Genomic DNA, 16,873 nt, shown 5'->3' with positions numbered 1-16,873 from the left:
CTTCGCGGGACATTTACGGAGCCGGTGCTTCCCCTTTGGAAACCTGTACGAGGGCGTACCGGAGCCCCTGCTTCCCGCGCCGGGGCTACGGCCGCCCCTCCTGCCCCAGATCGGGCAGGACCGGCACGAGCCGGTCCCACCGGCCGATCCGGCACCCGTCACCGCGGTCGTACCGGGCGTCCACCGGACGCCCCGCCCAGGTCCCGGTGACATGGGCGGTGGCCGGCCCCCCGTACTGCATGGTGCACAGGCTGTCCTCCGGTACGGGGGCGAAGGCGTCCTTGCCCCACCGGGTGCCGCGGTCGAGCGCGGCACAGGCGCCGGCGGGGTCCGGGTGGGTGCCGCCTTCGGGGTGGCAGTACAGCTCGTAGGTCCCGTCGGCGCCGTCACCCGCGTCGCGGACGGTGATGGTGAGGTGGTCGCCGGAGCGGTGGGGGTCGGGGAGGGACGGGGGCGTGAGAGGCAGCGGCGCGGCCGGGGCGTACGCCGAGGCGGGCGTGGCGGAGGCGGAGGCGGCGACGACGAGGGAGGCGGCGACGAGGAGCACCCGCCGAAGACGCCCGTCCCTGGTGGAACGACTGACCTGCAACATGACCTGACCAACGCCGCACACCCGCGGACGTTGCGGCCCGCGGCCCCGCCTCGAACCCGCTCCTTGCGTCCCGAAGACCTCGCAGCACGCCGGGAAGGGCTTTGCCCTGCGGCCCGCCTGCCTAGTACCGTGGACGTCGATTGGTGACACCCCGCTCGACTGTGTCATCATCTGCACGCACCGATCGCGCTCGCGCGAGCGGCTGTGCTGGAGGCGTCGCCTAGTCCGGTCTATGGCGCCGCACTGCTAATGCGGTTTGGGCCTTAAAGCCCATCGAGGGTTCAAATCCCTCCGCCTCCGCGCCGAGTCACGAAGCCCCGGTCCCCTGGACCGGGGCTTCGTCGTTCCCCGCCGCCCCCTCACGCCGCTCCCGCCGCATCCAGCCCTTCAGAGGCATTTCCGCAGGTCACAAGGGGTGCGCCAAACGGATTTCACATGGCGGCGCCGGTCATGTAATGTTCTTCCTGTCGCCGCGAGCGGGCCGAAAGGGCCGGGAGCGGCGAAAAAACAGAACAAGCACTCGTAGCTTAACGGATAGAGCATCTGACTACGGATCAGAAGGTTGCAGGTTCGAATCCTGCCGAGTGCACACAGGTCAAAGGCCCCTTGGGATCATCCCAAGGGGCCTTTGACATCAGCGGTTGACATCAACGCGGTCGGAAACGGCGCTCAGTCCTCGGAGTCCGGCTCCGTCTCGCCCTCCGATTTCCCGTCAGGCTCGTCGAGGTTGAGGGCGTCGTCCATCTGCTCGGCGGCGGCCCTCAGCGTCGTGTCCATCACGTGCGCGTAGGTGTCCAGCGTCATGGTGATCGTGCTGTGCCCCAGCGTCTCCATGATCGTGCGGGCGTCGACACCCTGGGCGAGCAGGAGCGATGCGCATGTGTGCCGGAGGTCGTGCACCCGCACGCGGTGCACGTGGGCGTCCCTGCACAGGATGGTCAGCATGCGGTTCAGGCTCCGGGGGTCTGTGACGCGACCGGTCACCGTGGTGAAGACCAGCCCGTCCGGCTGGCCTGGTGTGGGCTGCCATTTCTTGCCCGCGACCTTGCGTTCCCGTTCCTGCTGGTCACGGTGCTGCGTGAGTGCTCGCACGCAGTGCTTCGGCAGGGGAACCGTGCGGATCGACCGTGCGGTCTTGGGTGTGCCGAAGATCAGCTCCCGCCGGATGCGTTGCACGTTCCGCCGGACGCGGAGCTGACCGTTCGTGAGGTCGACGTCAGACCACGTGAGCGCGAGAGCCTCACCCCGGCGCAAGCCGGTCGACACGAGCAGGAGCCACAGGGCGTAGAGGCGGTGGGACCGGGCGGTCTTGAGGAGTAGGCGGGCTTCAGCGGCGTTCAGTGGACGCACCTCCTTGGGTGTGACGGTGGGCGTTTCGACGATCCGCGCGACGTTCCGAGCGATCAGTTCCTCCCGCATCGCCTGCTGTAGGGCGGACCGAAGCACGGCGTGGATGTACTGGACCGTGCGGGCCGACGGGCGGCGCTTGCAGCACCGTCCGACGGCGCAGCAGGAACGCTTGTCCTCCGGACGCTCCTTGTCCGCGCCTCGGAGGCAGCACAGACAGGCGGTCTTGTACTCGGTGAGGAAGCGGCGTACATCCGCCGGCGTCAGCCGGTTCAGCTTCTTCTTGCCGAGCGCGGGGCGGATGTAGAGGCGGGTGAGTCCCTCGTAGCTGTTGAGCGTGGACGGCTTGAGTCGCTCCGAAGCGATGGCCGCGAGCCAGTACGTGAGGTAGTCCCCGAACGCCATCGTGGACGAAGCGGCAGGGATGCCCTGTCGGGTCTTCTCCTGCATCTCCGTGAGCTTGTCGGCGACTTCGTCGCGGGTCTTGCCGTAGACGAACCTCCGGGTGCGGGTCCCGTCGGGACGGTAGACGTACGCGGCGGCCTGGTAGCGGCCGTCTGCGCGCTTGGTGATCGTTCCTTCGCCGTTGGCGCGTCGCTTGGCCATCAGGCTGCGTTCTCCTCAAGTCGGACTTGCATGTACTGGCGGACGGCATCGACCGGGATGCGGCGGGCGCGGCCGGACGTGTAGCTCCGGAGCTGCCTGGAGCGGATCAGGTCGTAGACCGCGCTGCGGCTCAACCTCAGCGCGGTCATGACCTCCGGAACGGTGAGTGCTTGGGGCTCGCTCGGGACGGCGGTAAGCACGGGGAACCTCCGGGGAGACGGAAGGGCCTTCCTAGGCCCCCTTCTGAGGGGCGCTACTTCCGCTACCTCCGCTACCTCGCAGGTCAGGGGCCTGTTCGAGGTAGCGGGAAGGGGTAGCGGTAGCGGATGGGTAGCGGCGGGGTAGCGGCAACCGAGGCGGGTTGCCGCTACCGCGTTGTTGCTGGTCAGCCCCCGTTTTGGGTGCCGGGTAGCGGAGGTAGCGGACTTTCCGGGGGTGGGGGGCAGTAGCGGGCCCATGCGTCCCGGAGATCGGCGGCGTAGTAGCCCTTGAGGACGCTCCCGGCAGTCTTGATGTTGCGGGAGGCGATGGGCTCGTTGTCGGCCGTCATGTACTCCGCGAGCATCCTCGACAGGCGCCGGTTGTCGAGCGGCTTGCCGTGCAGGTCGGCCCATGGGGCGTCGTCCAGGGCGTTGAGCCGGTCGAGGATGGCGACGGTGGGCAGGCGGTCGATACCGACCATGACGTGGTCGCGCAGGTCGGTCAGCAGCCGGATGCCGAGGCTGCCCTTGTCGTTGGCCTTGGACGCGGTCACCAGCGTCACGCATGCCGCCCGCGCCCGTTCGGGCCAGTCGCCCCCGGCCGCGTCGGCGATGGCGAGCAGGGGTTCCCAGACGTCGGCCGGGCGGTCGGTGACCCCGTCGGGCATCTCGGGCCAGGCGCCCATGACGAACCCTCGTGCGTGTTCGGCCCATTGGGCGAGCCGGTCGCGCAGCTTGTGCCCTTCTGCCTCGTGGACGCGGGCGCGGAAGGGTTCGATGCGTTCGTTGCGGGCCCGCCGGCGCATCCGGATCACAACGGAGCGGGTCATGATCGTGTCGGGGAGGTTGCCGAGTCCGGCGACCGCGACCCCGGCGTACGACGGGAAGGCCTGCACGGTCTGGTTGCCGCCGTCGCCGATGCACCGGTAGGTGACCCCGGTCCTGCGGTGCCCGGCGTTGAGGAACCCGCGCAGTTCCTCGTTCTCGCCTGCCTTGGGACCGAAGACCGTATCGATCTCGTCGAACAGGATCGTGGGCCGCCCGTTCGGGTTGGACACCGACCGGAACAGAGCGGCGGCGGAGGCGTTGACGGCCGTCATGGGCTGGGGGACGAGGGTTTCCACGATCTCCAGCGCCCGGGACTTCCCGGAGCCCGGCTCCGGGGACAGGAACGCCAGACGCGGGGTGGAGTCGAAGCAGTCGAGCAGGTGGGCGTGTGCGTCCCACAGGGCGACGGCGACGTAGGCGGCTTCGTGGGGGAAGACGTTGAAGCGGCGGTGGAAGGCTTCGACCTCGTCGAGCAGGGCCGCGCCGTCGATGGTGTCGGTCATGCTGCGGTCCTCCGTTCCTGGGGGTTGCGGAGCGGGCAGGTGTCGCGGTGGGTGGTGTGGTCGGCGATGAGGGCGAGCACTCGCTTGTGGCCGACGGCGCTGCGGTCCCAGCCGCACAGGCACTTTGAGGTGGCTGTGGGGGTGGCGCCGCGCGGTGCCGTGATGTGCAGGGCCGCGATGACGTACCGGCCGTCGCGGCCCTGGGGGTCTGAGCGAAGTGCAGTTCGGACGCCCTTACGGGCGGCGCCTTCCGGCACGCCCACGGCCGTCGTGTCCACAGCCTGTTGAGCGGCGGACAGGCCGGTCGGGGCGGCGGTGATGCTCTTCAGGCGGGGGCGGGAGGGGGCGTTCATGCCGCATCCCGCCTGCTGGTCTGGTTGTGGGCGATGGACCAGTTGAGGGCGCTGCCGAGAGTGGAGCGGCACTCGGACGCGGACAGTCCGGCCGCCTCGCCCGCCCCCTGAAGAGCCTGCTCAACCACGTGCCGGGGGAGGTCGCCCCACGCGACGAACCGTCCCAGGGCGCGCGCCGCCCGGAACAACTTCCCTTCGCGCTCGCCGACTTGGGCCGCCGCCACAATCGCTGTCTCCTTGCCGAGCGCTACATCCGCATATCGCCGTGATTGCGTCGATACGGCCACTGAAGGGGTCTGGGAGGGCTTGGGGGAGGGTTGCAGGATGGTTTGCAGCCACGGGGGCAGTACGGCCGCCTCAGGGCCGCACAGCGCTTCGTAGTTTCCGGCGGGGGTGATGCTGCCCGCCGCGACGACGTGGCCGCCCCATGCCCGGGTGTCGACCAACTGGCCGATGGTTCCTGCCGTGTTGGTCAGCCGGAGACCGCTGGGGGCGGTGAAGTACAGGTGCTCACCGCCGCTCGCGGTCCGGGTGCGGTAGGTGTCGGGGACGGCGTGTCCGGCGCGCTCGCAGAGCGCTGCGAAGGTTGTCGCGCCGCTAGGCGCGTCCGAACTGCCCTTGTCCTTGGGTATGTCCAGGTCGACGACGACCAGCCCCGAGGGGCCGGTGGCGATGCCGACGTTGAACGGTTCCCGCGTCCATGCGGCTCGAATGCGGCCGGGGTCGGTGGTGGCGCGCTGCTCCCACTTCAGGTGACCGGCCGTGCAGGGGCCGGTGCGGGGGCACGCTGCCTCGCCGTGCAGGGCGGGGCGCTTGGTGCCGGGGCGCAGCGGGAAGACGTGCCAGCCGTGTTCGGCGGCGTCCAGCGCCGCGCGCAGCAGCGCGGGGCGGGGGTCATGGGTCATGCTGGATGTCTCCAGTTCCCTCGATGGATGCTGGCGGGCAAGGGCGGCCCCGGTTCTTGGCGGAATGGGGGGCCGCCCTTGGCGTAGCTAGTGGGGGTGGTGGGCGGCGCGGCGGATGAGGCTCGCGAGCGTGGCCACGACCGAGTAGTCGAAGGTGGCGAGCCAGTCGACGATGCCCCGGTCGTAGGTGCCGAGTTCGACGCCGGCGCGTTCGAGTTCGGCGAGCAGGGCGGCGCGCTGTTCTGCGGTGCCGAGGCAGCCGTGCGGCATCGTCTCGACCGGTCCGCTGGGGATGGGGGCGTTGTCACGCGGGGTCTGCATGGCACTCCGTTCCGGTTAGAAGGGCGGTTCGTTGCTGTAGCCGCTGGGCCCCCACGGGTCACGGCCGCTGTCGCGGCGGCGCAGCCACCGGGGACGGCGCGGCAGCGGCAGCAGGGCCCTGCGCCACTCGGTCCAGCAGGGGCAGAACTCGATGTCGGTGCCGGCGTACTCGCCGTTGTGGTCGCCGTAGTCGTGCGGGATGCCGCCTACGCCCTCGCAGTCGGGGCAGTCAGGGCGGGGCGTGTCGGTCAGGACCAAGGCCCGGCGGGGCCAGTGGGTGACCTGAATGCGCAGCCGGATCACGGGTGTTGATCTCCTTGTCAGCCGTAGAACTTGTTGCGCTTGATGACGGCTTTGCGGATGTTGACCGTGGTCCCGCCCTGGTGGCCGCTCGTGCTGAACACCTGCACGGCGATCCATCCGCCGAAGATCACGGCGGCGAGGGTGATGAGCTGGGTGATCAGCGCGGTCAGAGCGGTGATGAACGTGGTGAGCAGGAGCAGTCCGCCGCTCACGGCGAGGAATCCGACGCCTCCAAGGGCGACGTTCACGGCCGCGCGGGAGACGGGCGGCTTGGCCGCGATGGGCTCGGGCTTGGCGGGCTCGATGGGGTAGCCGGTGACGACGCGGCCGTCCGGCAGGACGATGCTGGCGATCGCCGGGACGGTGCCCGGCTGGACGGGAACGAGCGGCGTCGCGTGGACGGCGGCGGGGGTGATGGGGGTGGGCTGGTGGACTTCCACGGCCCCGTGGGCGGGGGCGTGGCGGGTGTGCTCGGGGTACATGCGGAATCCCTTCCGAAGACGGGTCAGGGAGGCAGAGACACCCCCTGTCCGGGGCGTTGTGGAGGGGGTTTCAGGGGGCTGACCTGGGGCGCCTCCCTGCCTCCCTGAGTGATCATTCGTGCAGGTCAGGGGCAGGGAGGCGGGGCAGGGAGGGGTTCAGGGAGTTCTCCCTGCCTCCCTGCCCCGGGCGGGGTCGTCTCCCTGTCATCCGGCGTCGGAAGCGGAACCGTCCGCGTCGCGGTTGGCGAGGGCGCGCAGGACGCGGTCGCGGGCGACGACCATGACGCCGTCGGACTTGTACGGCTCGGCGCCGGCGTCGTCCAGGACGCGCTTGAGGTCGATGAACGACCAGCCGCCGTAGGCGTCCGTGTTCAGCGTGGCGAGCCGAGCGAGCACGTCCTTGGTGCGCACGCGGGGCGCGTCGCCGACCACGGCCGCGATGTCGGCAAGCGGGTCACGGTCCTCGCCGCGTTCGATGGCGTGCAGGGTGGTGACGCCGTCGCGCATCGCCTTGGCGCGGTCGGTGATGGCCACGGCGGCCTCGTCGTCGATGTAGTGCGTGCGCACCGTGATGGACGACTGTCCGGCCGGGATGGTGATGCCGTCGGAGGCAACGACCAGGGTTCCCCGGTCCAGGCCCGGGCGCAGCAGGTTCGGGGCGGCGCCGCCGTCGACGGCCTTGTCCCCGAGCGCCATCCGGGCCTGAGACTCCGTGCCCAGCGCGAGCGAGGCACGCGTGTGTGCGCCTTCGCGAACCAGCTTGGGGAGGTTCTCGTTGGTGGGGTCCTGGGTGCCCTGCCACATCAGGACGTTGACCGCACGCCCCTGGTTGTGGATCTTGCGGACGGCCATGAAGTACCGGGAGTTGGCCTTCGAGCCGCCGTAGGGGCGCTTGTCCTCGTCCTTGGCCGGGCACATGAACGCCACCTGTGCCTCGTCGACCAGCACGATCAGCGGCGGGAACACGGTGCCGGGCGGTGCCTGGATCCGGCGGTTCATCTCGTCGACGGCGCCTTCGACCATCTCGGTCACCTGGATCACGTGCTCATCCGTCGGGCCCTGGATCAGGGTGGTGGCGAGCCCGTCGAACATGGCCCAGTCACCCACGCCCTTGAGGTCACCCATCAGGAACTCAACGGACCGGTCCAGCGACAGCCACAGCGCGAGCGAGCGCAGGGCCACGGTCTTGCCCTGGTTGGACAGGCCGGTGATGAGCAGGTGGCGCTGATACAGGCTCAGGGCGGCGGCGTCGCCGCGCAGGTCCTGGCCCCACGGGGCCTTGCCCTTGGGGTAGTCGGCGGTCATCGTCTCGTCGGTGACCAGCGGGGACGGGCCGATCGGCTCGTCGAGCGCGCCGGAGTCGGCGACCCACAGCCTGACGGTGCGGGCGGCGGTGGGGATGGTGATGAACACCTCGTGCTCGTGCCGGGTGAGGTTCTCCGCGAGCTTGCGGCGCCGCTGCTGTACCTCGTTGGTCGACACCCCGGACGGGAGCGTGACGTCGACCTCGACGCCGCATCCGGCGATCGTGATCGGGCCGAGCATGGAGGCGCCGGCGTCGCCCATTTCCTTGATGGCGTTGCGCATCGCGGGGATGCCGAGGTCGCGCAGGGCCTTGACGACGATCGACGGGGTGATGGGCTCGCCCTCGGTGCTGCGGGCGTTGGCGGGCAGGGCCCACTGGGGTGCGGCTTGCTGCTTGCTGCCGACGGCCCACAGGGCGAGCAGGGCGAGGAACGGGCCGATCGTGAGCGCCGGGCCCCACACGACCTGCACGATCCGGATCAGCAGGGCGATGAAGTCGATGGTGGCCGCGAGCGGGGTGATGACGTCCTTGACGTCGCCGTTGTTGATGGCCATCACGACCCCGAGCGCGACCAGTGTGCCGATGCTCATCCCGGCACCGACGGCGGCGCCCTTGGCGACCTCGACCGGGGAGTGCAGCAGGTCCATGCGGCGGCGGTGGCGAGCGTCGCGGAAGCGCTGCAGACGCTCCTCCCACTCCTCGGCTAGCTCGTTGTTCCCCGCGGCTTCCGCCGCGCGGATCATCCGCTCGTAGCGGGCGCCCGTGCGGCCGTCCCAGGCGCGGCGGGCCACGATCCGGCCCCCGTTGAACGTGTAGAGCCCATGGCGGGCGGCCGCGCGGACGACCGTCTTGGTGGTCTCGTGGGTGGCGGCGGTCTTGATGGCGCGGCCGGAGCGCACCCACAGCGGCACCGGCCGCTCGGGCGGGGCGTCCGGGACGACGGTCAGCACGGTGGGGGCGGTGTCGTCGGCAGGGGTGTCGGTGGGCTTGTGGAGGTGGACGACGTTCTCAGACATGCTGGGAGTTCTCCTGACTGCCCCAACAGGGCGGGAGTGAGGGAGAGCCGGGGTGGCCGTGTCCGTGGAAAGAGGCGGCCACCCCGGGTGTTGTGGCTGGTCAGAACCAGCCGGAGGACTTCTTGGCGGCCTTGGCGCGGGCGGCCTCGGTGATCAGGCGCTGACGCTCGCCGATCAGGGCGGTCAGCTCGGCGTTCAGCCGGGTTTCGACGGCGGAGCCGATGGAGTCCATCCGGTTCTCCGCGCCGGTCGTGCTGTGTCCCCGGTGGATGCTGCGGGCGCCGCCGGCCATCGCGCGGGTCATGTCGAGCCGTTCACGGCTGGTCAGCGGCCACCATTCGCCCCGCTTGACGGCATTGAGCTTGTTCGTGGTGCGCCGGATCTTCTTGTCCAGGCGGCGGATCTCGGAGTTGCCCACGGTCAGGTACTCCCTTCGGGCCCGTACGGGCCGGGGTAGGCGCACGGCACGCAGGTGCCGAGCGAGGTGGGGATGACGTATCCGGCGTCACGCCGGCAGGCCGGGCAGCGGCGGCGGGCGGCGTTGGCCTTGGCCAGAGCCGCCCACTTCGCCGGGGTCATCGGCCGAACCGGCTTCGCGCAGTCCACGCGGTACAGGTAGGCGACCAGAGGCCCACGCCGTCGGCGCGGCCGTTCCAACTGAGCCGCCACACCCTGACCACCGGGGCGCAGACCCTGTGCGCGGAGCTGGCGGCGGGTGGCGTATCCGTCCGGGGCGAGGCGCCACCGGTACACCGGCAGCGCGGCCATCAGCCGGTCGGAGCGGTGGCCCGCTCAGCGAGCAGGGCATCACGCAGCTTGCGCGCGTTCGCGGGCGAAGTGCGGATCTCGCGGCGGATACCCTCAGCGGTCACCTTCGCATCCGGCCATTCGGCCGTCGCCGTGCGCGCCTCGTCGAGCAACTGCTCGGGGGTGCGCTTGGGTCGGGGCGATCGGGCCGCCTCGGGGAGTCGACCGGTCGCCCGTCGCGACGGGGTCGACTCCGCCGCCACCGTCTTGTGCACGGGCGCCACGACGGCAGGCTCGATCGGGGCGGCGATGGCGGGCAGGGGCTTGAGCGGGGGAATCGACTTGCCCAGGTCGACCGCGACCGGATCCGGCACCGGAAGTCGGGTCAGTGTCACGACCGGGGCGGGGGTCGATTCCCGCAGCTCAGCCATAGACCGTTTCATTGCGGTCTCGGTAGATTCCTCCGCATTCGCGGGCAGTGCGGGATCGAGGGCGGGGGCGGGTGTCGTGCCGCCGAACATCGACGCGAGAGCGGCATCCGCACCGGCCGTGACCCGATCGCGCTGCACGTCCAGCAGCCTCGATCCGAGCGCCGCATCCCCGACACCGACCTTGCGGGCCAACCGCCACGACTTGAGTTCCGACCACTTCCTGACCCAGCCCGTCGGATGCTGGGTGGCGCGGGCACGGTGGTAGGCGAGGGCCTGTACCAGGTCGGCGGTACGCCGCTCATGCTCCGCGTCGCGGCCGTCGGTGTGGACGACGATCCGCCGGGCGAGGAACGCCATGCCCTCCGCCGAGACGGACATGCCCATCGGAGTCAGGGCGTAGATGACGGTGCGGCCCAGGTCGGGGGCGGCCATCGCGCCCATGACAGCGGCGGCAGCGGGCAGCGCCCACAACCCGGCGCGGACGATGCGCGGGGAGGACTGTCCCAGCAGGGTCAGGCCGAGCTGGACCAGGGCGAGCACGGCGGTGGCGCCCTCACCGGCGGCGAGCGCACCGAGCGCGGTTCCCTTGCCGTAGGCGTGGCCGATGTTGCTGTAGGTGCCGATCCCGCCGAACACGCCCGTGGCCAGCATCGGCACGAACGCGGCCGCCAGCACACCGGCCTGAACGCGCGTCAGCTTGGTGGTGGTCATCGGGCACCCCCGAGGGTGAGCAGGGCGGCGAGGACCAGCAGGGCGCCGCCGGTCAGAGTGAGGTCGACCGCGCGGCGCAGACAGGTGAACTTGGCGACCGCCAGCCGGGACAGCCCGGCGATATCGGCAGCAAGGTCGGTGGCGACGGCGGCCGTGATCTCCTCGGTCGTGAGCGTGGCCCACAGCGGGAAGCCGTGCCGGCCGCGCAGGTTCGGCCGCGTTGAGCGCAGCAGCAGACCGGCCGCGCCGACCAGCAGCGCCACACCGACCCCGCCCACCACGGCGGCGGGAACGGTCAGGGGCAGGTCACGGGCGACCGTCCAGGTACCGGCGAGGACTGCGCCGACGAAAGCCAGCAACAGGCCCGTCTTGGTGTCCGTCCGCGCGATCTCCGCCTTCACCTCAGCGTGCGCGGCCGTCAGGCTCCGGGTGGCGGCGCTCATGCGGCACCCCCCGGCAGGATCACGCCGGCAGTGCGGTTGGCCACGTCGCGCCGGGCGGTGAGCACACGGTGGCGGGCGCGGCGGATGCGGCGGGCGTCCAGCTCGGTCGGCGTGCGGTCGAGGGTGATGATCCGCGCGTCCAACAGGTCGACCTCCGCCAGGATGACGGGCAACTCCTGCTCGATCGCGTCCAGCTCCGCATCCGTCGGCTCGATGAAGTCGGCGAACGCGGTAACAGCGTCCTGAACAGTGACGATGGGGCTCATAGGGTCGTGGTCCTCTCACAGGTGAACGGCCCGAACCGCGCCCCCGGTGTTCCAGCACCGGGGGCGCCTGCCGTTGAAGTCGGTAGATCCGGCTCCCCTCAGCCCTGCTCGTACGAGACGAGCAGGGGAGGCAACCGGCCCGCAGTTCTTGAGCTGCGGGAAGGTCGAATTGCGCTGTACTCGCACGTGGGGACAGAACCCACGCGCGCCGCCCTCTTGCTTGCAGAGGTGGGGCGGTTCCCTCAGCACGCTGTTGAGTTGTCAAGGAACTGCCAGCAAGGGGCCCACCCCTGGAGGCGAGCTATCCCGAACCGGTACGCCAGAAGGCAGCCCAAAGAAGGCCCTCTCGACTCGCTGTCCTAGGACTGCGAGCGGCACGAGAAGACGATGACACGCAGTCCTAGGACTGTCAACAGTCCTAGGACTGTGGTTCACTGGTTCGCGTCGAGAGGAGTTCTGCGTGGCACCGAAGTGGCGCGAACTGGCGGACCGGTTCGCGGAGCAGATCAAGAGCGGTAAGTATCCGCCGGGCGCCCAGTTGCCCCAGATCAGAAAGCTTGTCGAGGACGGAGAAGGTTCGAAGGAAACCGTCCACAAGGCCTACAAGGCCCTGGAGGCTGAAGGCCTCGTGACGTCGACGCGCGGTCACGGCACCGTGGTGCGTCCGCGTGCTCCGCTCAAGCGGCTGGGCATCGCTCGGTACGACAAGGCGAAGTGGCGCGATGGTGACGAGGTCGCGTTCATCGCTGACCGCGTCGCATCGGGACGCGCGTACAAGCGCAACGAGCAGACGCAGACCGTGAGCCGTGTTCAGGCGGACAGCCTCGTAGCAGAGGGGCTGGGTGTCCCAGTCGGCTCCGAGGTGTACGCACGCGCCCGGCTAGTGAAGGAAGGTGCCCAGCCGACTCACACCCTGACCAGCTACTACAGGCCGGAGCACGTCGAGGGGACACGCATCGTCGACCCCACCCCGGGCCCTGCCGGCCGTGGCGGCGGGTACCGGGTCCTCTACGACGCCGGATACGAGATCGACCACATGCGAGAGGCCCTGTTCGCCCGCATCCCGACGGCGGACGAAGTGCAGCTCCTACAGCTCCCCGCCGGCGAGCCCGTAGTCGAGCTGCACCGGACCACGTACACCGCAGATGGCACGGTGGTTGAGTTCGCGGTGGGCATTCACTCGGCTTCTCGCTTCGCGTGGGAGTACGACTTCAAGGTTCCCGACTCGGCACAGGACAGGAAGGGGCAGGAATGATCTCGGCACAGACATGGGCGGATGCCCGACTCCTGTGGGGCTACCACTTCATGCACCATGCCCCACGGCCATGTTCGGTGGCCGTGGGGCTGGGCAGTCACGACCTTGGCGTGGCTGACGTGACAGCGGAGCTGTACCACCAGGGCATGGCGCCGGTCATCGTCTTCACGGGAGCCACCAGCCCCACGACCCGGGCGCGCATGCCGCGTGGTGAGGCTGTCCACTACCGAGAGCGGGCGTTGCAGCTAGGGGTGCCCGATTCCGCAGTACTCCTGGAACCGCGTGCCACGAATACGGGCGAGAACATCGAGTTCACGAAAGCGGTGTTGGCGGAGGCCGACGTCAAGGTCTCGTCCGTCCTGCTCGTGTGCAAACCGTACGAAGAGCGGCGCTCGTACGCCATGATGCGGAAGAAGTGGCCCGAGGTCGAAGTGGTGTGTGCGTCCACATCGATGGGCCTGGAGGAGTACGCCGACTCCATCGGGGACGCTCGCATGGTGATCGACATGATCGTGGGCACCCTGCAACGAGTGCTCGTTTTCCCAAGGTTGGGTCTGGCCATCGAGCAGGATGTTCCGGACGCCGTCGTAGCCGCCTTTGAGCGGCTGTGTGTCGAAGGCTTCACTAGTCGACTCATGCCGGCGGATGTTGCCCCGCGCCCGACAGGGGCGGCTACCAGGAGCCCGAAGCCAGAAGTCTGACGATCGTCCCCGCCTGCCTTGAGGAAAACCCCTCAGTATAAGGGGCGGCACTGACAACGCCAGGTGATCGAGAATTTCGATTCTTGAGATCGCGCGAAAAACCTTCAGTATAAGGGGCGGCACTGACAGGGCCAGGTGTTCATCAAACCCTAGGTGAAACCGGTGTGCGTGTGTGATTTGAGTCACCAGATCGAAAAGATGAAAGCGCAGGTCAACGCATTACTGAATGGTCAGTTTGGGCGCTGAGGCGTTCATTTACCCCGGCAGATTGCTTGGAAGATTGGCATTGGGGTGGGGCGGCGACGGTGACGGTCTGTCATGCTGCAGAGGCAACTCCCGCTCAGCGCTGGCGAGTCAGTGCGGGGCGTTAGGGTGCAGCCATCAGAAAACGACTGAGGTGCCCGTCCTCCCGCCAAGAAGTTGGGGCACCTCACCGATGAACCAAGGAGATCGATGAACGAAGCCGAGGCTCGGAATGCGCCCCACCTAAGCGGAGGCATGCTGCCTCGTACTGTCGCACACGGCAGTGGCAGCCGCAACCGTGATTTGATCTTGCTCGGAGTTACTCTGAGCTGCGTGATCAACGGCGACACCGTGTCCGCGATATTGCGACAGGCGACGTGGCTGGTGGTAGCGCTGATCGCTCTGATCGTCATTCAGGTCTGGGATGGCCGGCGAAGTGGCCTACTCCCTGTCGTACAGCATCCTTCGTGGCTGCACGGCACCGGGGCGCAGAAGTGGCCCATTCGGTCAGGCCGCATCAGGCCGCATCGTTCGCCAGTCTTACTAACTGGCCGGACGGCAGCGTGGGTAAGCCAGGTCCAGGCGAGCCCACGCTGCACGCGTGCCATCAATAACTGACATCAACAGCCACGCACACTGACGTACAGCGTCGCACCGACTGGTGTCCGCCGCCATCCAGGCGGCGGGTCGCCGGGGAAGGATTTCGTGTGTAACGCGGAATCAGCCCGAGGGTGGCAATCCGGAGCAGTGCGATACGTCGAGTTTGCGAAAGCCTTGCTGTACTTTGACTGCTGGCCCATTGTGCCGGTCCTTGGCGTCCTTGCTATCTCCTGTGAAGACCTCTTTCCCAAGATCCACGGCTAGCATGGCATCCGCATAGCTGGCGGCGTTCAGGTCTTCAAGTAGGCGGGAGATGTCTTCCTCGTGCGAGTTGGGCATCTCGATCTTTCCGATCTCGCTGGTGAGCTTCTCCTCGGTCTTGCCCACCGCCTGCCAGGCAAACGCCGCTGTCTGATAGTCCGCTGATTGGTAACCACCTTCCTCCAGAGTGTAGACAGCGGTTGTGGCCCTGGCCCACTTGTCGAGGAGGTCAGTGTTCACGTTGTTGCATGCTGCATTGGCCTGCTGCCTCCACTCCTTCACAGTGAACTGTTCTCTGGTGGAGATCGTGAAAATCAGCCCTGCGATGCCAGCCAGGCCCGCGATTACCCCAATCCACCAGCCAACATGCTTACTGATCCGCCCTCTGTTGTCGTTGTCGCTCTCTTGATCTTCGGCCATATGTCAGAGCTTCCCCACCGACGAGGGGTCAGCGCGGAGGCGAGATGAAATGCACTCATGTGGTGTGTACTGACGCCCTAGCTAGGGGCTGTCAGTACAGACGCTTGACCAGCGGCAATGGCCTGCGCCCTGACATCAACGCCTGACATCAACAACCGTGTACACGGGGGCACAATTGTGGACGGAGAGCAGTCCGCACAGTGGATAGCCGGTGCCGAATGACTGGTGATTGCCTCACGCGTCCCCGGGGCGCACCCGCCTACGGATCAGAAGGTTGCAGGTTCGAATCCTGCCGAGTGCACACAGGTGAGAGGCCCCGGAGAGATCCGGGGCCTCTTGCGTTTCCGGGACGTGCAGCGGACGTCGAGGGAATCGAGGGAGGTGTCACGCCTGTCTCGTACAACCCTTCGGTCACTCGCGTTGTCTACGAACCGTCCGAAACGCGTTCCGGGGGAGAAACACCGCCATGTCTTTGCAGCTCCGCACCGCCATCGCCACCGCGACCGCCGTCGCGCTGGCCGGTGGCCTGCTCACGGCTGTCACCGCGGCACCGGCAGTCGCCGCCGCCGCCAAGTACGCCGACGACTTCAACGGTGACGGCCACCGCGACCTGGCGATCGGCGCGCCGTACAAGACCATCGACGGAGCCTCGGCCGCGGGCGGAGTGGTCGTGGCTTTCGGCTCCTCCACCGGTCTGACCACCAAGAAGGTCGGGCTGACCCAGAGTTCGTCCGGGGTGCCGGGGACGCCTGAGGAAGGCGACCACTTCGGGATGTCGATCGCCAGCGGGGACCTGGACGCGGACGGATACGCGGACCTCGTCGTGGGCGCCGACGGCGAGGACGTGGGCAGCAACGAGGGCCAGGGCAGCGTGACCATCCTCTGGGGCGGCACCCGGCCGTTCACCAGCAGCACCACGACCGTGGTGGCCGACCCGCACCAGTGGCAGGGCCACGGCTGGGACGTCGCCGTGGGGGACTTCACCGGGGACAGCGGCGCGGACCTCGCCGTGATCGACTCGGATTCCGTCGCCGTGTACGCCGGGGGTCTCGCCCGCGGGAGCCAACCTGTACCGACGTACACCGGTCTGACCGGGCCCGGCGGACAGCTCGGCAACAGCGAGGCGGCCGTGGGTGACATCGACGGTGACGGCAAGGACGACCTGGCCGTCACCGGAAGGGACGACGGCAACGACCGGCCGGCCGTCGACGTCTTCTACGGCCGGACGGGCAGGCCGCAGCCGGGAGCGCGGGTGACCGGCGGCGGCACGGACGTCGCCCTCGGCGACGTCAACGGGGACGGCTACGACGACATGGCGGCTTCCCTCACCTGGCCGGAGCTGTACTCGGCCGCCGACCCGAGCGGCGGTGCCGGATTCGTCACCGTGCGGTACGGCAGCGAGTCGGGTGTGGGCGGTCCGGTGGTCATCCACCAGAACAGCACGGGCGTGCCCGGCGCCAACGAGGACTCCGACGGCTTCGGCTGCTCACTGGCGTTCGGCGACATCACCGGTGACGGGCGGGACGAGCTGGTGGTCGGCGCCAACGGCGAGGACCTCGGCAGCGTCAAGAACGCCGGCGACGTGACGGTGTTCCGCGGCTCCGCGTCCGGAGTGTCGATGTCCGGGGTCGTGCGCGTCTCCCAGGACACCACCGCGGTGCCGGGCGGCCCCGAGACCGACGACCTCTTCGGCGCCAGGGTCCGGCTCGTCGACTACAACCGCAACGGCAAGGCGGACCTCGCCGTCACCGCGTCCTTCGAGAACACCCGCAGCGGAGCCCTGTGGTCCCTGCCGGGCACCTCCTCGGGCCTCACCGGCTCCGGTTCCAAGGTCTTCACCTCCGGCGACTACGGCCTCGCGAACGGATCGCGGTTCGGGGAGTCGATGCTCGACTGAGCCGGGCACCGGCAGGAGCGGGACAGGAGGCCCCCCGCGTTCCATGGCCGACGCACCGGCGCCGCAAGCCCTGTGGAGGTGATCCACAGGGCTTGTCGTTCTCGGCCTCCGCGGTACCGGGGTGGCGTGAAAAAAC

The 16,873-nt window shown here is 68.9% G+C and carries 19 protein-coding genes and 2 tRNA genes; 5 read left to right on the top strand and 16 right to left on the bottom strand.

Going from position 1 to position 16,873, the window contains the following annotated elements; all coding sequences use genetic code 11:
• Nucleotides 1–85 precede the first annotated feature (85 nt).
• Complete coding sequence (locus ACFYNL_RS16540) at nt 86–592, bottom strand: SSI family serine proteinase inhibitor (protein WP_388803149.1); 507 nt, start codon at nt 590–592, stop codon at nt 86–88.
• A 209-nt stretch (nt 593–801) separates the two neighbouring features.
• Between ACFYNL_RS16540 and ACFYNL_RS16535 the strand changes: the two genes are divergently transcribed.
• Nucleotides 802–892, top strand: a tRNA-Ser gene (locus tag ACFYNL_RS16535).
• A 216-nt stretch (nt 893–1,108) separates the two neighbouring features.
• A tRNA-Arg gene (locus ACFYNL_RS16530) sits at nt 1,109–1,181 on the top strand.
• An 80-nt stretch (nt 1,182–1,261) separates the two neighbouring features.
• Here ACFYNL_RS16530 and ACFYNL_RS16525 read toward each other — a convergent pair.
• From ACFYNL_RS16525 to ACFYNL_RS16460, 14 genes are all read right to left on the bottom strand, one after another.
• Nucleotides 1,262–2,545 carry a tyrosine-type recombinase/integrase gene (locus tag ACFYNL_RS16525; protein ID WP_388803146.1) on the bottom strand — a complete coding sequence of 428 codons (1,284 nt, stop codon included), beginning with the start codon at nt 2,543–2,545 and terminating at the stop codon, nt 1,262–1,264.
• A complete protein-coding gene (locus ACFYNL_RS16520; RefSeq protein ID WP_388803143.1) occupies nt 2,545–2,745 on the bottom strand; it encodes a helix-turn-helix domain-containing protein in 201 nt (66 codons plus the stop codon). The genes ACFYNL_RS16525 and ACFYNL_RS16520 overlap by 1 nt, the downstream gene beginning before the upstream one ends.
• A gap of 185 nt (nt 2,746–2,930) precedes the next feature.
• The gene (locus ACFYNL_RS16515) at nt 2,931–4,076 is read right to left on the bottom strand and encodes a DUF3631 domain-containing protein (RefSeq protein ID WP_388803140.1); all 1,146 of its coding nucleotides are present in this window, start codon (nt 4,074–4,076) and stop codon (nt 2,931–2,933) included.
• On the bottom strand, nt 4,073–4,429 hold the full coding sequence (locus ACFYNL_RS16510) for a hypothetical protein (RefSeq protein ID WP_388803137.1): 357 nt from the start codon (nt 4,427–4,429) through the stop codon (nt 4,073–4,075). Before ACFYNL_RS16510 ends, ACFYNL_RS16515 begins: the two co-directional genes overlap by 4 nt.
• Entirely contained in the window at nt 4,426–5,334 is a 909-nt protein-coding gene (locus tag ACFYNL_RS16505) for a bifunctional DNA primase/polymerase (RefSeq protein WP_388803134.1), read from the bottom strand. The genes ACFYNL_RS16510 and ACFYNL_RS16505 overlap by 4 nt, the downstream gene beginning before the upstream one ends.
• A gap of 87 nt (nt 5,335–5,421) precedes the next feature.
• A complete protein-coding gene (locus ACFYNL_RS16500; RefSeq protein ID WP_388803131.1) occupies nt 5,422–5,655 on the bottom strand; it encodes a hypothetical protein in 234 nt (77 codons plus the stop codon).
• 15 nt (nt 5,656–5,670) lie between these two features.
• Nucleotides 5,671–5,958, bottom strand: a complete 288-nt coding sequence (locus ACFYNL_RS16495) for a hypothetical protein (RefSeq protein ID WP_388803128.1) — start codon at nt 5,956–5,958, stop codon at nt 5,671–5,673.
• Nucleotides 5,959–5,975: 17 nt separating this feature from the next.
• A complete protein-coding gene (locus tag ACFYNL_RS16490; protein ID WP_388803125.1) occupies nt 5,976–6,440 on the bottom strand; it encodes a hypothetical protein in 465 nt (154 codons plus the stop codon).
• Between the two features lie 204 nt (nt 6,441–6,644).
• On the bottom strand, nt 6,645–8,762 hold the full coding sequence (locus tag ACFYNL_RS16485; RefSeq protein WP_388803122.1) for an FtsK/SpoIIIE domain-containing protein: 2,118 nt from the start codon (nt 8,760–8,762) through the stop codon (nt 6,645–6,647).
• Nucleotides 8,763–8,862: 100 nt separating this feature from the next.
• The gene (locus ACFYNL_RS16480; RefSeq protein ID WP_388803119.1) at nt 8,863–9,180 is read right to left on the bottom strand and encodes a hypothetical protein; all 318 of its coding nucleotides are present in this window, start codon (nt 9,178–9,180) and stop codon (nt 8,863–8,865) included.
• A 2-nt stretch (nt 9,181–9,182) separates the two neighbouring features.
• Nucleotides 9,183–9,530: an RRQRL motif-containing zinc-binding protein gene (locus ACFYNL_RS16475; RefSeq protein WP_388803116.1), complete on the bottom strand. Its 348-nt coding sequence runs from the start codon at nt 9,528–9,530 to the stop codon at nt 9,183–9,185.
• Nucleotides 9,530–10,651: a conjugal transfer protein gene (locus ACFYNL_RS16470; RefSeq protein WP_388803113.1), complete on the bottom strand. Its 1,122-nt coding sequence runs from the start codon at nt 10,649–10,651 to the stop codon at nt 9,530–9,532. Before ACFYNL_RS16470 ends, ACFYNL_RS16475 begins: the two co-directional genes overlap by 1 nt.
• A complete protein-coding gene (locus tag ACFYNL_RS16465) occupies nt 10,648–11,094 on the bottom strand; it encodes a Pycsar system effector family protein (protein ID WP_388803110.1) in 447 nt (148 codons plus the stop codon). Before ACFYNL_RS16465 ends, ACFYNL_RS16470 begins: the two co-directional genes overlap by 4 nt.
• Entirely contained in the window at nt 11,091–11,360 is a 270-nt protein-coding gene (locus tag ACFYNL_RS16460) for a DUF6284 family protein (RefSeq protein ID WP_388803107.1), read from the bottom strand. The genes ACFYNL_RS16465 and ACFYNL_RS16460 overlap by 4 nt, the downstream gene beginning before the upstream one ends.
• A 460-nt stretch (nt 11,361–11,820) precedes the next feature.
• Between ACFYNL_RS16460 and ACFYNL_RS16455 the strand changes: the two genes are divergently transcribed.
• Together ACFYNL_RS16455 and ACFYNL_RS16450 are read left to right on the top strand one after the other, a co-directional pair.
• Nucleotides 11,821–12,615: a GntR family transcriptional regulator gene (locus tag ACFYNL_RS16455; protein WP_388803103.1), complete on the top strand. Its 795-nt coding sequence runs from the start codon at nt 11,821–11,823 to the stop codon at nt 12,613–12,615.
• Nucleotides 12,612–13,316, top strand: coding sequence for a YdcF family protein (locus tag ACFYNL_RS16450; RefSeq protein ID WP_388803100.1), 705 nt, complete (start codon nt 12,612–12,614; stop codon nt 13,314–13,316). The genes ACFYNL_RS16455 and ACFYNL_RS16450 overlap by 4 nt, the downstream gene beginning before the upstream one ends.
• A gap of 963 nt (nt 13,317–14,279) precedes the next feature.
• On the opposite strand, the gene ACFYNL_RS16445 is transcribed toward ACFYNL_RS16450, so the two are convergent.
• Complete coding sequence (locus ACFYNL_RS16445; RefSeq protein ID WP_388803097.1) at nt 14,280–14,840, bottom strand: hypothetical protein; 561 nt, start codon at nt 14,838–14,840, stop codon at nt 14,280–14,282.
• Nucleotides 14,841–15,306: 466 nt separating this feature from the next.
• Between ACFYNL_RS16445 and ACFYNL_RS16440 the strand changes: the two genes are divergently transcribed.
• Nucleotides 15,307–16,737 (top strand): integrin-like protein, encoded by a 1,431-nt coding sequence (locus tag ACFYNL_RS16440; RefSeq protein WP_388803095.1) that lies wholly within the window; start codon nt 15,307–15,309, stop codon nt 16,735–16,737.
• Nucleotides 16,738–16,873 lie beyond the last annotated feature (136 nt).

Source organism: Streptomyces sp. NPDC007808 (genome assembly GCF_042868655.1).
GTDB lineage: Bacteria > Actinomycetota > Actinomycetes > Streptomycetales > Streptomycetaceae > Streptomyces.
Note: the sequence above shows the minus strand (reverse complement) of the source record. Positions and strands in the feature narration are given on the sequence as shown.

Bases quoted from the DNA above. Each gene is read 5' to 3' on its own strand.
- ACFYNL_RS16515 (WP_388803140.1), bottom strand. From the start codon at position 4,076: ATGACCGACACCATCGACGGCGCGGCCCTGCTCGACGAGGTCGAAGCC.
- ACFYNL_RS16485 (WP_388803122.1), bottom strand. From the start codon at position 8,762: ATGTCTGAGAACGTCGTCCACCTCCACAAGCCCACCGACACCCCTGCC.
- ACFYNL_RS16500 (WP_388803131.1), bottom strand. From the start codon at position 5,655: ATGCAGACCCCGCGTGACAACGCCCCCATCCCCAGCGGACCGGTCGAG.
- ACFYNL_RS16465 (WP_388803110.1), bottom strand. From the start codon at position 11,094: ATGAGCGCCGCCACCCGGAGCCTGACGGCCGCGCACGCTGAGGTGAAG.
- ACFYNL_RS16470 (WP_388803113.1), bottom strand. From the start codon at position 10,651: ATGACCACCACCAAGCTGACGCGCGTTCAGGCCGGTGTGCTGGCGGCC.
- ACFYNL_RS16460 (WP_388803107.1), bottom strand. From the start codon at position 11,360: ATGAGCCCCATCGTCACTGTTCAGGACGCTGTTACCGCGTTCGCCGAC.
- ACFYNL_RS16475 (WP_388803116.1), bottom strand. From the start codon at position 9,530: ATGGCCGCGCTGCCGGTGTACCGGTGGCGCCTCGCCCCGGACGGATAC.
- ACFYNL_RS16510 (WP_388803137.1), bottom strand. From the start codon at position 4,429: ATGAACGCCCCCTCCCGCCCCCGCCTGAAGAGCATCACCGCCGCCCCG.
- ACFYNL_RS16540 (WP_388803149.1), bottom strand. From the start codon at position 592: ATGTTGCAGGTCAGTCGTTCCACCAGGGACGGGCGTCTTCGGCGGGTG.
- ACFYNL_RS16450 (WP_388803100.1), top strand. From the start codon at position 12,612: ATGATCTCGGCACAGACATGGGCGGATGCCCGACTCCTGTGGGGCTAC.
- ACFYNL_RS16525 (WP_388803146.1), bottom strand. From the start codon at position 2,545: ATGGCCAAGCGACGCGCCAACGGCGAAGGAACGATCACCAAGCGCGCA.
- ACFYNL_RS16505 (WP_388803134.1), bottom strand. From the start codon at position 5,334: ATGACCCATGACCCCCGCCCCGCGCTGCTGCGCGCGGCGCTGGACGCC.
- ACFYNL_RS16445 (WP_388803097.1), bottom strand. From the start codon at position 14,840: ATGGCCGAAGATCAAGAGAGCGACAACGACAACAGAGGGCGGATCAGT.
- ACFYNL_RS16490 (WP_388803125.1), bottom strand. From the start codon at position 6,440: ATGTACCCCGAGCACACCCGCCACGCCCCCGCCCACGGGGCCGTGGAA.
- ACFYNL_RS16440 (WP_388803095.1), top strand. From the start codon at position 15,307: ATGTCTTTGCAGCTCCGCACCGCCATCGCCACCGCGACCGCCGTCGCG.